The organism is Bacillus salacetis (assembly GCF_049177075.1).
GTDB classification, from domain to species: domain Bacteria; phylum Bacillota; class Bacilli; order Bacillales; family Bacillaceae_B; genus Rossellomorea; species Rossellomorea salacetis_A.
In genome coordinates this window covers 3,948,183-3,961,693 of sequence record NZ_CP185377.1, presented here as the reverse complement: position 1 = coordinate 3,961,693, position 13,511 = coordinate 3,948,183, and the positions used below count along the sequence as shown (strand labels likewise).

The following is a 13,511-nucleotide window of genomic DNA, read 5'->3' as shown; positions in this document are numbered from 1 at the left end:
ATGTCTATTATATTTCTCCTTTCAGCTACATTTTGTTTTATGCTCCTTTTTGCAGCAATAATATTAACGATCAACACACAAAAAATCGCTACAGAAAAACGTTTTAATGCCTACTTTAATAGTAAAGTTCAGAATACGGTAGTAGACGGGGAAGGAAAAGCAAAAAAAGCGAGAAGTTTTGGAGTGTTTCAGCAATACTGGATGAAAGGTATTGTACAGGTTAATAAAAGAACTTCAAAATCTCAACAGAAAAAATTAGACCTTTTGCTTAGGGATGCAGGACTTTCATCAAAGCTCTCTGCAATAGAGTTTCGTTTAATACAGCTTTTGATCAGTTTTGGCAGCGGTTTTGCGGTGATGCTTTTGCTCACACCGATGGTTGAAAATATTAAAATGGTTTGGCTGATGGCTTTTGCGGTTGGTTTTCTTGGCTTAAGGATTCCAATGTTTATATTAGGTAAAAGGAGAACACAGCGAATTGCTGAAATTAACAAAGAAATGCCAGATTTTTTTGATATGGTGAACTTACTCATAGAGGCGGGGATGGGACTTGATGGCGCAATATCGACAGTATGCCAGAAGAAGAAAGGTCCCCTTTCCGAGGAATTTCGAATAGTATTAGAAGATATGAAAAGGGGGAAAACAAGGAGGGAAGCCTTCTACGATATGCGTATGAGGGTGCCTTCCGACTCGTTGCAAAGTGTCATGACTACCATGATCCAGGCCGATTCATTAGGTGTGGGAATGGTAAAAGTCATTAGAAATGTAACTGTTCGGATAAGAGAGCAGCGGAGGGAAGCAGCCAGGGAGCAAGCTATGAAGGCTCCGGTAAAGATGCTGTTTCCAATGGTATTCTTTATATTCCCTTCCCTCTTTATTGTCGTATTGGGTCCATTAGTAGTCAAGATATTAACTGGGGGTCTTACGGGTTAAAAATAAGAGGACAAAAAACTCCAAGCAAATCAGCTTGGAGTTTTTTATTGTCTTCTTTTATTGATTCACATAATCCTTAAACTCCTCAAATGAAAGAGAATAACTAATCGGAAATCTTGGTATTTCATAAATGTGATCGATTGGACTTGCGTTTCGTTCTTCGAGAGTAAAGGCCATTTTCGTGCCCAGCTGTTCGAGTATTTCTATGGTTTCTGGTGTGTATTCGCCGTATGGATATGCAAGAAAGTCATTATCGCCAAGCTGGTGGAAGCTGGTTTGCAGATCTTTCTGGACTTCTTTTTTAGATTTGGAGGTTAAAAAAGCCCTTTCCTTCCCGCCTTTTGTTTCTTTTTGGTGGAAGGTATAGGTGTGGCTTCCAAACTCGAACACGCCGCAAGAGGCTTTCAGCTCTTCCAGACTGAGATATTGTACTTTGCTTGGGTCGTAATGATGAACATTTTTTCTGATGGAACCAGTCACAAGGAAGTTGGCAGCATAAAAGTTATACTTTTTTAATATTGGGTATGCTTCAATGTAATTGTCCTTATATCCGTCGTCAAAGGTTATGACCACACTGTTTTCCGGTATTGCTTTGCCTTCTGTTAAGAAAGCGTACAATTCATCCAGTGTCAGAGTGACGAAGCCATTTTCTTTCAGGTAGGTCATCTGTTTTTTGAAATTTTCTGTGGTGACAATAATCGGATTGATTTCGCCGTCGATATAGTGTTTTTGTGACAGGTCTTGCTCTTTTATAATGCGGTGGTACAGCAGTATTGGGATGCTTGTGGCTTCATTATTGTCTGTTTCAAAGGTTCTTGAATTTCCAGGCCGCTCACATAGATCAAACCCTTCATTTACAGGGAACGGGCCATGGTGTTCATCTGCCAAGATGTCGTATTTGCTTAGGACGACTCCAAAACCGATGAAAATCGTGCTGAGAAGTGAAAGGAATCCAAATGCAAAAATGATCTTAACGTACATATGTCTCATGCACGCTTCACTCCTTTTATTTCAAGTGCTCCTGTACGCTCAAACTTGTTCCAGGAGTGGGGTTTATATAAATAAGTAACCGTTCCGTACAGAACGAAAGTAAGGTTTAACACTCTAAAGATGAATATCTCGAATGGAAGGAATAATACGATGCGTGCTAGATCTGTTTTCGAGAATGTTATAGTGTGCAGATAACTGATGTAGAGGGTTGTAAGTCTTTGATACGTAAAAAGGAAGAAAGCTGTTGTAAGAAGCATTAGCATGATTAAATAATGATTTTGATTGATTAAGAGAAGGAACGGTGCCGCGATGACAGGGAAGCCATTAAGTGTGCCAATGAGAAATTGATCCACAAGAAAAAAGATGGAAAATCTCTTTGAAAACTTATGAAAATAGCACATTCGGTAATGGACCAGGCAGTCAATAAACGCTTTTTGCCATCTTACTCTTTGTTTGAATAAGTCTCTTATAGTATCGGGAGCTTCAGTAAAACAAATAGCAGAGGGAACAAATGTGATCTTATCTCTCCGGCCGTTCTCTTCGATATATCTATGCAGCTTGAGAGTGATATCCATATCCTCACCAACAGTGGTCCTGAATCCGTTTACCTTAAGGAGAATTTCCTTTTTAAAAGCCCCGAACGCCCCTGATATCACAGACAAGGCTCCAAGTGAGGCTTGAGCCCGTTTGTATAAATAAAAGTCTGTCAGATATTGAAGGAACTGGTATCTAAGAATCCCTTTCATCTTAAAATGGGGCTGTAAATTCTCAAAATCCCCTTGGAAAGCCTGGGCAATCATGACATTTCCACCACAGGCAATGACATTTTTCTCTTTAAAGGCATCGTTCATTTCAGATAACGAATTGGCGTGCAATACACTATCAGCATCAAGGGTAACGACAATCGCATTGCTGGCAAAATTAATGCCGGCATTTAAAGCATCGGCTTTCCCGCCGTTTAGCTTGTCAATGACAAAAATATTCTTGGCTGACTCTGAGCGGTATACATTCAAAAGCTCCTTATGACGAAGGGGCTGGTCAAAAGGTTTGGCATAAGGCTGCAGCTTCAATAGTTTTTTCAACTTGTCCAGGGTATTGTCTGTTGACCCGTCGTTAACTATGACCATCTCAGCATTTTTGCTGCTGGTTTGTATGAATCCCTGGATACAGTTTTCAATGACGACAGCTTCGTTATAGGCCGGGACAATAACTGAAAAGCTGTGTTCCTGCAGACTCAAAACCTTTTTCCTTCGCTCATCTTTGAAGATTGGAATGAGAATATACAGTGTTTGAAAAGCCACAAATGTCAAAAAAACAATCAGTGCAAAGTAAAGGTAAGCCATTTGTCCTTATCACTCCCCGTTTGTTTTTTGATAGACCCTCACATAATCAATAAGCATTTCTTTTGGAAAGGAATCGTTTGGGTCAGGGTATCCAGGCCAATTGCCGCCGACAGCAGTATTCAAATACAGATACAGGGGAGTATCAGGTGAAAACTCTTCTGTCTCAAAGATTTCTTTACCGTCTAAAGTCCAGGTGATTTTATCTTTTTCCCACACAAGCCCATAATTGTGATAGTCAGCTGAGAAGTCAGTGTCTTCACTTATATGCTGATAATGATCCTTCATTTTACCTTGCTCTTCATTCTCCCAATGGACTACATAAAAAAGTTCATTTGGCTTTTGGCCAATATTCTCCATCATATCAATCTCAGGAAGCCAGGTTCCGCCATTTGAATTGACCAGCCAAAACGCTGGAAACATCCCTTGTCCTTTAGGGATTTTCGCCCTTATGTCAATTTTTCCATAAGTGAACTCAAGGGTATCTTCAGTTGTTACTGCTCCGGAAGTATAATGCCTCCCTTTGAACCTTTCTCTTTTGGTCGTAAGCACCATGTTTCCGTTTTGGACTTCAACGTTATTTGGAGAGTAATACTGAAGCTCATTGTTTTTAAAAGAAGGCCAATCCTGCAATTTCCATAATTCCTCAAGTTTCTCTGGTTCTTCAAATTCGTCACTCCAAACAAGTGACCATTCATCTTGAGGGTTGGAAAGGATCTCAGAAGAAACCATAGTGTTATCTTTTTCTACCGTTTTAACCTCTATGCTGGGTACCTGTGCTGAAATGTTCGTTATTGAGTCTTCTACTGCTGGACTTTTTTGTATGCTGCAGCCGGACAAGATTAACGATAATGTGATGAAACCAATAAAATAGCGAATAGTAACCCCTCCTATATTTATTATTAAGAACAAAGTATTATTATATAATGAACTAAGAACCCAAAAAAATAGCCACATTTGTTCATTATATAGAACAATTTTATTCTAGCAGAGAAATTAGCATAAGTAAATATTTAAGAATATAACCTGTTTTTACCATGCGTAAATGGTTAGGTTTTGGTTTCAGTTATTGGTTTAAAAAAGATAATTGAAAAAGCCCTTCGTCCAAGTTAGGAGAAGGGGGCAAAAATTACAGGCCGTATTATAAATGTTTATTATTTATACAAACGAAATAATCGTCCCGCCTTTCCCGGCATAAGTCCCCATCGTCGCTCCCATATAATTAACGACAATGTCCTTAGGCTTGAACCTTTCCTGAATCTCATTCTTTAAATACTCAACATCATCATGGTTGCCGGTATGGGTGATTCCGATGGTGGTGTCGGAAAAGTCTTCCTTGCGTTCACCAACGATCTGCAACGCCTTCTTAAAGAATCTCTTGTTTCCACGCACCTTCTCTTTTAGCTCAATCTTTCCTTCAATGCCTTCCAGTATGATTTTAATATTAAGGACTTTGGCAATCGACCCCTGGAACTTGCTGAGTCTTCCGCCTTTTACTACATTTTCAAGAGTGTCCAGGAGTATCAGGATATTCATCTTTTTTCTCATTTCCTGAAGTTCCCCGAGAATCTGCTCGCGGTTATGGCCTTGCTGTACGAGTTCCGCAGCTCTTAAAACTTGAAACCCGTGTCCCAGTGAACCTCCGAGTGTATCAAACACCTCCACATTGGCATTGGAAGTTTCTCTTCCCAGACAGGCAGATTGATAGGTGCCGCTGAGATGGGAAGAGATCGTGAAGCAAATAATTTCGTCTCCCTCTTTATCCAATCGGGAAAATAAGTCTGCGAAGTTTGAAGGAGAAGGCTGTGAGGTCTTGGGAAGTTCATCAGCAGAGAACATCTTTTCATAGAATTCCTGAGGTGTTAAATCAATGCCTTCTTTGTATTCCTTGTCTCCAATCCGGACTGATAAAGGAACGATGTGGATATTATATTTTTCTACTACCTCTTTTGGTATATCGGCAGAACTGTCTGTAACAATATGTATCATCTTTATATTCCTACTGTATCTATGAGGCTATTTTACCATGTGACAGTCACCACTAGACAAATCTTGTTTCACAAAATGTTTCTTGATCTGGATGAATAGTTGCTTGCAAAACAGATTCGACAAATACCGGGTGGTGACTGTCACACATATATGTATAAACGGCCTGGTCCCCCAGGCCGTTTTAATTAAATCACCAAAGCACATCCACAAACTCATTGTTAAATAGATTCGTATCAATGTTGCATGCCTGGGCCCCAATGCCGTACTGCCAGCCTATGATTTTCGACCCATCCGGCGCCTGCGGATTATACTCCGGGGCATTCTCCTTGGTCGTAATGCCGACATTCGGTGATGCCGTCCAAAGGTAGGTGTTTTCCACGATCGCATTGTTCTGGCTGACGGCTTCATTGAAGGCAGCGGTCAATGCACGATCGCCATCAAAAATGCCGTAAATTCCCGGTTCATAAGAGGAAGAAGATACTGTGTCATACCAGCCTCTTATAAAAGCAGCGTCAACCGGATAAGTGGGTTCGATATCCGCAAAGAGAGCCGTTCCTTTCGGGGCACCGATTTCCTCTGCAAGTTGAATCGCTTCTTCAGCTTCTTCCACGCCTTTATCAGAACCTGTAGCATCATCAAATCGGTTGTGAATCAGGAGAATCTCGTCATTATTGGACTTGATGAGCTCTGCTTCTGCCTGGGTTAACCCTGCAGAAACTCCTTCTTTGCCGCCGAGATACCTGCCGACAACAGCGGGATCGCCGAAGTTTTCCCGTACACACATATTCAATTCTTCCGTTACAGCGCTGGCAGTGTCGATTCCCCAGGCTAATTCGGAGCCTGATCCTCCATTGTCGTTTCCGTTATCTCCTCCGTTACTACCGTTGCCATTGCCTGAACCGTTTCCTCCATTTCCATTGGTGACCCCATTGCTGATGTTGTTGCTGATATTATTCACCACATCCCCGTCACCCTGCACGTTCACTTCTACGTTATTGGTGATGTTGTTGGTAATGTTGTTTTTTACGTCTTTTCCTGCATTATTTTCTATCTGATTCTCAACGGTATTCTTGGCTGATTTGCTGCCATTGTTATCTATTTGATTTTGAATATTGTTTGTTCCATCCATAGGCTGTGCTGAAGTGGACGCTTCTTTTCCTTCTTGCAGTCCGACCTTATAAATATAAAGACCGGAGAATAATGAGAGCAGCAAGAGGACGGCTGCCAATAGTACACCAACATACTTATTCTGCCACACTTCTACATTCACACCTTTCATCATTCTTCTACAGCATATGCCTGATGAAGGCGGGCGTGTGGGCGGAGGCATTGGTGCAACGCATTGCCGCAGTCCAAAGAATAAAAAGCAGGGGAACACATAAATATACATTGTTAAGCTATTAAAATATAATTTTTATAAAAAGCATTGCATATTTATACTAATGTGTTAAAATACATTTTATTGAATAAATATTAATTAAACTTTTAGGGGGACATTCGATATGAAAAAGCTTTTTGCAGGTTTGATGGCGGTAGTAGTGGCAGGTTCGTTGGCGGCATGCGGTACTTCAGAGGAAACGAGCGGGGAAGGGAAAGAGAAGATTGTGATGGGAACATCGGCGGACTTTCCTCCATTTGAAACACACGATAACAGCGGAGAGATTGTCGGTTTCGATATTGATCTTGCGAAGTACATAACGAATGAGTTAGGGTACGAGCTGGAAATCAAGGATATGAACTTTGACGGACTGATCGGTGCGCTTCAGGCTGACACAGTCGACTTTGTAGCATCCGGCATGTCTGCAACAGATGAGCGTAAAGAAAATGTTGATTTCTCTGTTGAATATCATCGTTCCGGGGAAATGTTCATCACTTTGCCAGAATCAGAGATTGAGAGCATGGATGATTTAGAGGGCAGCAAAATCGGTGTGCAGCTTGGTACAATCCAGGATACAGCTGCTCAAAAGCTGGCAAAGACAATGGATATTGAAGTGAAGGCTTTGGATAAACTTCCGGCGTTGATCCAGGAATTGAAAGCCAAGCGTATCGATGCCATCTACCTTGATAAAACGGTAGCTGAAGGATATATCAAAGAGGTGGATCTAAAAGGCTTTGATGATGAGAGTTCCGCTTCACCGGGTATGGCTATCGCGTTCCCTAAAGGCAGCGACAAAGTAGAGGAATTCAGTGAAGTCATCGAAGAAATGAAAGAAAACGGCGAGCTGAAAAAACTAGAAGAGAAATGGCTGGAAGAAGAATAAAACTTTAAGAAATGAGGTGCAGGCATGGATTTGGATTTCCTCCGGATCGTGCCTTCTATTCCTTTTATACTAAACGGAATATGGGTGACGTTACTTTTCGTTTTGGTGTCAGGAATCGTAGGTTTTATCATCGGAACGATTTTATCATTATTCAAGATAGGCAGAATTAAAGTATTAAAGTGGCTGGCGGATGCATATACATCCATTTTCAGGGGAACACCGTTAATTTTACAGCTGATGCTGATTTATTTTGCTACACCGCAGCTGACTGGCTATGACATTCCGCCGTTTTTGGCAGGGATGCTCGCTTTCGGATTGAACTCAGGTGCATATATTTCTGAAATCATCCGTGCCGGAATCCAGGCTGTGGACAAAGGACAAAAGGAAGCGGCTGAGGCGCTGGCAATTCCATACCGCCCGATGATGAAAGATATCATTCTCCCTCAAGCATTAAAAAATATCCTTCCTGCATTAATGAATGAATATATTACGTTGACAAAAGAATCAGCGATTGTTTCAACAATCGGATTTTTAGATATTATGAGAAGATCGCAAATCGTCAGTGCAAACACGTATACAGCATTTGAACCGCTGATCTTCGCGGGTGTCATTTACTATGTGCTCGTCATGTGTTTGACGCTGCTCGGAAGAAAACTTGAGAGGAGGCTGCGCCGAAGTGAGTAACGATTATATTAAAATAAATGACCTTCACAAGAAGTACGGAAAGCTGGAGGTTTTGAAAGGGATTTCGACCACGATCAATAAAGGGGAAGTTGTGGCGATCATCGGCCCGTCCGGTTCAGGGAAGTCCACGCTGTTAAGATGCTTGAACCTCCTGGAGACCCCGACAAGCGGTGAGGTCTGGATTGATTCGGAAGAGATTACAGACCCTAAAACGGATATTCTGAAAGTGCGTCAGAATGTCGGAATGGTGTTTCAGCACTTCAATCTATTCCCTCATAAAACCGTGCTGGAGAATGTCACATATGCGCCGGTTGTGGTAAAAGGGGAATCAGAGGCAGCGGCAGAAGAGATTGCATTGAAGCTTCTGAAATCGGTGGGTCTTTCTGAAAAAGCAAATGACTATCCGAACAGATTGTCTGGCGGCCAGAAGCAGCGGGTCGCAATCGCGCGAGCCCTGGCAATGTCACCGGATGTCATGCTGTTCGACGAGCCGACATCCGCGCTGGATCCGGAAATGATCAAGGAGGTATTGGACGTTGTGAAATCACTGGCACACACAGGCATGACCATGGCCATCGTCACACACGAAATGGGCTTCGCCAAAGAAGTCGCAGACAGAATCCTGTTCCTGGACGGCGGTGTATTAATGGAAGACGTCCACCCAGAAGAATTCTTCCATAACCCAAGCAGCGAACGCGCCAAAGAATTCCTGCAAAAAGTCCTTTAACCCTCTAAAGCAGTGGGGGACAGTCCCCCGCTGCTTTAAAGTGGTGAAGTGCACTCGAATCTTTATAAAATGAGGTTGAAAATCATGAATGCATTGAAGCAGCAAATAGTTGATGAGATCGATCAGTTGAAGACTGTATTTGATGAAATCAGTGTCTATATTGGAGAGAATCCGGAACTTGGCCATGAGGAGTTCAAGGCAAGCAAAGTACTTTCTAAAACCCTAGAAGATTACAGATTCACCGTTGAAATGGGAACCTGCAATTTACCGACTGCTTTCAGAGCGGTTTATGACAGTGGAAAGGAAGGTCCGGTCATCGGCTTCATGGCTGAGTATGACGCTCTGCCGGAAGTAGGGCACGCATGCGGGCATAACCTGATCGGCACCATGGGGATCGCTGCCGGGATCGGCTTGAGCAGGGTCCTCTCAGAAACCGGCGGAAAGGTGATTGTTTACGGAACCCCGGCAGAAGAAACCCGAGGCGGAAAAGTGACGATGGCAGACGCCGGTATTTTCAACGAATTGGATATAGCATTGATGGTCCATCCGCTCAACAGCTATGTAAAAAGTGGTTCATCCCTCGCAATGGATGCCATTCAGTTTGAGTTTTTCGGCAAATCGACTCATGCTGCCGCCAGTCCTCAAGACGGCATCAATGCGCTGGATGCCGTCATCCAAACGTTCAACAGCATCAATGCACTCCGCCAGCATATCCTGCCGAGCGCACGCATTCATGGAATCATCACCGAAGGCGGAAAGGCGGCGAATGTCACGCCCGACTATGCTGTTGCCCAGTTTTATGTACGCGGAACCTCCCGTGCGTATGTCAATGAACTGACAGAAAAAGTGAAGAAGTGTGCGGAGGGAGCTGCCCTGCAGACAGGAGCCGCCATGAAACACTCTTTCTATGAATTCTCTTATGACGACATGATCACCAACACAGGATTATCAGAAGCCTTTACCAAGGAACTGATTTCACTTGGGATAGACAGCGGCGAAATCCAGGAACAGCGTGACGGCAGCGGCTCCCTTGATATGGGAAACGTCAGCCAGGTTGTGCCGTCCATCCATCCGTATATCAAAATCACGGAGGAAGCCTATGCCTGCCATACCCATGAGTTCCGTGAAGCGGCCATGACGGAACAGGCGAGGGAGGCCATGATCCTTGGGGCGAAAGCTATGGCACTGACAGGGATGGAGGTTCTCTCAAATAAAGAACTCCTCCAGGAAATAAAAGCGGAATTTGCCCTGCAGCGTGGACAGTCACTCCCGGAATTTGTTGAATAATCGATATCAAAGCCCCTTAACAGTAGTTGTGAGGGGCTTTTTTGCATTATATCTTTATTCAGAATAATCCTCTCCTTGTTGGAAACTCTAAGCACATACAAGATACCAAGGAGGGATTCAGTATGGCAGAAAAGAGCACAAATCGAAAAACTGAACTTGAACAGCAGGCGGTTGTAAAAGCCCAAAACAACGCAGGGCAGTTCAAGGGACTGGACACAGAGTTCTCTCTTGATGAAGATGTGCAGAGAGCTGTTGCGAAAAGTCAGCAATACCAGGCCCAGCACCAGCAGCCGACTTATGAGCCGAATAAACCCTTATAACAAAGAAAACCGGTACCGAGTGATATTAGGTACCGGTTTTTCGTGTGCTTTTTCTTATTCGCTGCCCCAGCTAATCAGAATTGTGTTATCTTTCTTGATGATGGAGTAGCCCGCCAAATCAGGAAATTCCACATGTACTTTTGCTCCTGTTTCTGCTGCTATGTCGATGTTGCCAGCGATGCCGGTTCCCTGTGAAAAGTTGTTAAAGACGAAGTAATCTTTTAATACAGTGATGTCTTCAATCCCCGCACTGACAGATCCTACTGAAAACATCAATATTGGGTCGTTATCCTTAATAATCGCAAAACAATCAGTATTCTCTACAGCGAAAAGGCGTGCACCATGTTTCTGGGCAAATGCTCCCATTTCTTTGAACTTTTCCATATCAGTGATATCCACATATTCGGTATCCCCAAACTTAATAACCACCTTCTCAAAAGATTCAGGCTCGTTGGCAGAAGTATTATCGTTTGTTTGTGTGGGTACCTCAGAAACAGTATCAGCAGATGAAGAGTCTGCCATATCCTCTACGGGTGCTTCACTGTTCTCACTTTCCAAAGTACTGGTTTCATCAGTTTCAGATGCTGTTACTTCCCCTTTATCGTCAATTGATTTTTTCTGCTCAGCATTTTCTTTCTGGGTTTGAACCTCTGTCATACTGGAACCTTCCGTTGCTGTAACCGTACTTTTAGTTCCTTGGTAATGAAATGCTCCGACCGCCAATAATAAAACAGTAAAAAAGACAATGAGTGGTAATTTCTTTTGCATCATTCTGTTCCCCCTTAAAATCGATTGTTTATAAATTAGACGACAAAGGGAAAAGTAATGTTTCAAAAATATTACAAAAAAGTTACTTGTATTACTTTTTATATATTTAGCTTGTGAATACTAATTTCATGAAATTTAAAAATGCTGATCCCAAAAAAGAGAATGGCAGCCTCTTCACAAACTAAAGAACATTAGTATAATAGGGAATATGATTAAATCGGAAATGTGGTGCATTTTATCATGAAGATAGATGATACGGATCGTAAAATATTGCAGATCCTGACGGAGAACGGAAGGACTTCCTATGTGGATATCGGGAAAGAGCTTGGTTTGTCGCGTGTATCCGTCCGGGAACGGGTGAACCAGCTGATCGAAGGCGGCGTAATCGAACGTTTCAGTGTGGTCATCAACTCCGAGAAGGTAGGCAAGAAAGTTTCCGCTTTCTTCGAAGTGGACTGCGAACCTGCTTTTCTCGTTGAAGTTGCCGAGAAACTGGTCGACCTTCCTACCGTGGCCAGTTGCTACCAGATGACAGGACCGAGCACACTGCATATGCACGTACTGGTCGACGACTTTTCCGCTTTGGAAAACTTCGTCAACAATGAATTATATGCCCTAGAAGGGATCACCAGAGTGGAGAGCCATATTTTATTACGGCGTTTTAAAAGCCGAAATGGTTTGAAATTATAATATTTGCTTCCGTAACGGAAGTGATTCTCAAAAAGACTTAGACAGGTTGGTAAGCAACCTGTCTAAGTCTTTTTTTCTAATGTTGTGTTCTAAGAATTTGCTGCTTTTCACTTGTTTTTGCTGTTTTTTTTGAGGTTGATTGAAGCGTAAGGTATACGACCTCCTGCGGGACTAGCGGGACAGGTGAGACCCCGCAGGCGCAGCCGAGGAGGCTCAACGCCCGCCCCGCGGAGTCGTATACCTGGAGCGGAAATCAATAAACTCATCCAATAAGCAACAATTTTTATAAAAAGAGTACTCTCTAAACCCACCCAACTACTTCCAAATAAATAGACCTTTATACTCAAAACCTACCCTCCAAACTAGTTCTTTATAAATAAATTAAACTTTTTTGCAAAAACACTAGAAATATTCTGAATAATCATTTATAATCGTCACTAACATTTAAAAAGTTCCGTTTGTAAACCTAAAACAAATTTTAAACTAACAAACGGAATCTAACATCAGAAAGCGGCTAATTAAATAATGAAACGCTTTCATAAGAAAGAGGGAGGGGAACTTATTGATAGCACTCATTGGACGCAGAATTATTCAACTAATCTTATTATTATTCGGAATTTCGTTCCTGGTCTTCGGCAGTATGCACCTGGCACCAGGCGATCCGGCCACCATCATTGGCGGACCGACAGCAAGTGATTCCGACATCGCCGCCATTCGTGACAGCCTCGGGTTGAATGATCCGTTCCTTGTCCAATATTGGGATTACTTAAAAAATATCGTACAAGGGGATTTCGGTTATTCATATCAAACGAAACAATCAGTCGCAGAAGCGATTGCCATCCGATTCCCGAATACACTTAACCTTGCGATTGCAAGTATGATTGTCGCAGTGGTCATCGGGGTCATCGCCGGAATCATTTCAGCTTTGAAGCAAAACTCCTGGCTGGATGTCACCTCCACCGTGTTTGCTTTAGGGGGAATCTCCATCCCGAACTTCTGGCTTGGAACCATCCTGATTCTCATATTCGCAGTTAACCTGCAGATTTTACCGGTCGGAGGCTTAAGCGCTCCATTCTGGACAGTAGAAGGAATGAAACAGCTGATCCTCCCGGCGATTACACTCGGTACCGGATCGGCAGCGATGATCGCCAGGATGAGCCGTTCATCCATGCTCGAAGTCATCAGGGCCGACTACATAAGGACAGCGAGATCCAAAGGTGTGAAAGAAAAAACAGTCATCTGGATCCACGCTTTGAAAAACTCGATGATCCCGGTCATCACCGTTATAGGTTTGAACTTCGGTTTCCTTTTAGGAGGAACCATCATCACGGAACAGGTTTTCGCCATCAACGGAGTAGGCAGACTGATGATCGACGCCATCGCGGCAAGGGACTTCCCGATGGTACAGGGCTCAGTGCTCCTGGTCGCAACGTTATTCGTTTTGGTCAACCTGATCGTCGATATTGTTTACGTCTTTATTGATCCAAGAATCAGCTACGATTAAGCCGTTTAGGAGAGGAGG

Annotated in this window: 14 protein-coding genes; 8 read left to right on the top strand and 6 right to left on the bottom strand. The window is 43.0% G+C overall.

Annotated elements, in window-relative coordinates; translation table 11 throughout:
- Positions 1-933 carry a type II secretion system F family protein gene (locus tag ACOJQI_RS20545; protein WP_421381599.1) on the top strand — a complete coding sequence of 311 codons (933 nt, stop codon included), beginning with the start codon at positions 1-3 and terminating at the stop codon, positions 931-933.
- 57 nt (positions 934-990) lie between these two features.
- Here ACOJQI_RS20545 and ACOJQI_RS20540 read toward each other — a convergent pair whose 3' ends face one another.
- The 5 genes from ACOJQI_RS20540 to ACOJQI_RS20520 form a co-directional block, all read right to left on the bottom strand.
- The gene (locus ACOJQI_RS20540) at positions 991-1,923 is read right to left on the bottom strand and encodes a polysaccharide deacetylase family protein (RefSeq protein WP_421381597.1); all 933 of its coding nucleotides are present in this window, start codon (positions 1,921-1,923) and stop codon (positions 991-993) included.
- Complete coding sequence (locus tag ACOJQI_RS20535) at positions 1,920-3,266, bottom strand: glycosyltransferase family 2 protein (RefSeq protein ID WP_421381595.1); 1,347 nt, start codon at positions 3,264-3,266, stop codon at positions 1,920-1,922. Before ACOJQI_RS20535 ends, ACOJQI_RS20540 begins: the two co-directional genes overlap by 4 nt.
- Positions 3,267-3,275: 9 nt before the next feature.
- Positions 3,276-4,220, bottom strand: coding sequence for a glycoside hydrolase family 16 protein (locus ACOJQI_RS20530; RefSeq protein WP_421381593.1), 945 nt, complete (start codon positions 4,218-4,220; stop codon positions 3,276-3,278).
- Between the two features lie 201 nt (positions 4,221-4,421).
- Entirely contained in the window at positions 4,422-5,252 is an 831-nt protein-coding gene (locus tag ACOJQI_RS20525) for a DegV family protein (RefSeq protein ID WP_421381591.1), read from the bottom strand.
- Between the two features lie 190 nt (positions 5,253-5,442).
- The gene (locus ACOJQI_RS20520) at positions 5,443-6,534 is read right to left on the bottom strand and encodes a glycoside hydrolase domain-containing protein (RefSeq protein ID WP_421381589.1); all 1,092 of its coding nucleotides are present in this window, start codon (positions 6,532-6,534) and stop codon (positions 5,443-5,445) included.
- Positions 6,535-6,754: 220 nt separating this feature from the next.
- Between ACOJQI_RS20520 and ACOJQI_RS20515 the strand changes: the two genes are divergently transcribed.
- The 5 genes from ACOJQI_RS20515 to ACOJQI_RS20495 all read left to right on the top strand — a co-directional run bounded on the left by ACOJQI_RS20515 (position 6,755) and on the right by ACOJQI_RS20495 (position 10,531).
- Positions 6,755-7,513 carry a transporter substrate-binding domain-containing protein gene (locus tag ACOJQI_RS20515; protein WP_421381587.1) on the top strand — a complete coding sequence of 253 codons (759 nt, stop codon included), beginning with the start codon at positions 6,755-6,757 and terminating at the stop codon, positions 7,511-7,513.
- A gap of 24 nt (positions 7,514-7,537) precedes the next feature.
- Entirely contained in the window at positions 7,538-8,197 is a 660-nt protein-coding gene (locus tag ACOJQI_RS20510; protein ID WP_421381585.1) for an amino acid ABC transporter permease, read from the top strand.
- Positions 8,190-8,924, top strand: coding sequence for an amino acid ABC transporter ATP-binding protein (locus ACOJQI_RS20505; protein ID WP_421381583.1), 735 nt, complete (start codon positions 8,190-8,192; stop codon positions 8,922-8,924). The genes ACOJQI_RS20510 and ACOJQI_RS20505 overlap by 8 nt, the downstream gene beginning before the upstream one ends.
- A gap of 93 nt (positions 8,925-9,017) precedes the next feature.
- Complete coding sequence (locus tag ACOJQI_RS20500; RefSeq protein ID WP_421385527.1) at positions 9,018-10,211, top strand: M20 family metallopeptidase; 1,194 nt, start codon at positions 9,018-9,020, stop codon at positions 10,209-10,211.
- A gap of 122 nt (positions 10,212-10,333) precedes the next feature.
- Positions 10,334-10,531, top strand: a complete 198-nt coding sequence (locus ACOJQI_RS20495; RefSeq protein WP_421381581.1) for a hypothetical protein — start codon at positions 10,334-10,336, stop codon at positions 10,529-10,531.
- A 54-nt stretch (positions 10,532-10,585) separates the two neighbouring features.
- Here ACOJQI_RS20495 and ACOJQI_RS20490 read toward each other — a convergent pair whose 3' ends face one another.
- On the bottom strand, positions 10,586-11,302 hold the full coding sequence (locus ACOJQI_RS20490) for a hypothetical protein (RefSeq protein ID WP_421381579.1): 717 nt from the start codon (positions 11,300-11,302) through the stop codon (positions 10,586-10,588).
- A gap of 237 nt (positions 11,303-11,539) precedes the next feature.
- On the opposite strand from ACOJQI_RS20490, the gene ACOJQI_RS20485 reads away from it, so the two are divergent.
- Positions 11,540-11,989 carry an Lrp/AsnC family transcriptional regulator gene (locus ACOJQI_RS20485; RefSeq protein ID WP_421381577.1) on the top strand — a complete coding sequence of 150 codons (450 nt, stop codon included), beginning with the start codon at positions 11,540-11,542 and terminating at the stop codon, positions 11,987-11,989.
- Between the two features lie 562 nt (positions 11,990-12,551).
- A complete protein-coding gene (nikB, locus tag ACOJQI_RS20480) occupies positions 12,552-13,493 on the top strand; it encodes a nickel ABC transporter permease (RefSeq protein WP_421381575.1) in 942 nt (313 codons plus the stop codon).
- Positions 13,494-13,511: the final 18 nt, after the last annotated feature.

Coding starts and splice junctions, on each gene's coding strand:
- ACOJQI_RS20545 (WP_421381599.1), top strand. CDS start 1: ATGTCTATTATATTTCTCCTTTCAGCTACATTTTGTTTTATGCTCCTT.
- ACOJQI_RS20540 (WP_421381597.1), bottom strand. CDS start 1,923: ATGAGACATATGTACGTTAAGATCATTTTTGCATTTGGATTCCTTTCA.
- ACOJQI_RS20535 (WP_421381595.1), bottom strand. CDS start 3,266: ATGGCTTACCTTTACTTTGCACTGATTGTTTTTTTGACATTTGTGGCT.
- ACOJQI_RS20530 (WP_421381593.1), bottom strand. CDS start 4,220: ATGTGGCTATTTTTTTGGGTTCTTAGTTCATTATATAATAATACTTTG.
- ACOJQI_RS20525 (WP_421381591.1), bottom strand. CDS start 5,252: ATGATACATATTGTTACAGACAGTTCTGCCGATATACCAAAAGAGGTA.
- ACOJQI_RS20520 (WP_421381589.1), bottom strand. CDS start 6,534: ATGATGAAAGGTGTGAATGTAGAAGTGTGGCAGAATAAGTATGTTGGT.
- ACOJQI_RS20515 (WP_421381587.1), top strand. CDS start 6,755: ATGAAAAAGCTTTTTGCAGGTTTGATGGCGGTAGTAGTGGCAGGTTCG.
- ACOJQI_RS20510 (WP_421381585.1), top strand. CDS start 7,538: ATGGATTTGGATTTCCTCCGGATCGTGCCTTCTATTCCTTTTATACTA.
- ACOJQI_RS20495 (WP_421381581.1), top strand. CDS start 10,334: ATGGCAGAAAAGAGCACAAATCGAAAAACTGAACTTGAACAGCAGGCG.
- ACOJQI_RS20490 (WP_421381579.1), bottom strand. CDS start 11,302: ATGATGCAAAAGAAATTACCACTCATTGTCTTTTTTACTGTTTTATTA.
- ACOJQI_RS20485 (WP_421381577.1), top strand. CDS start 11,540: ATGAAGATAGATGATACGGATCGTAAAATATTGCAGATCCTGACGGAG.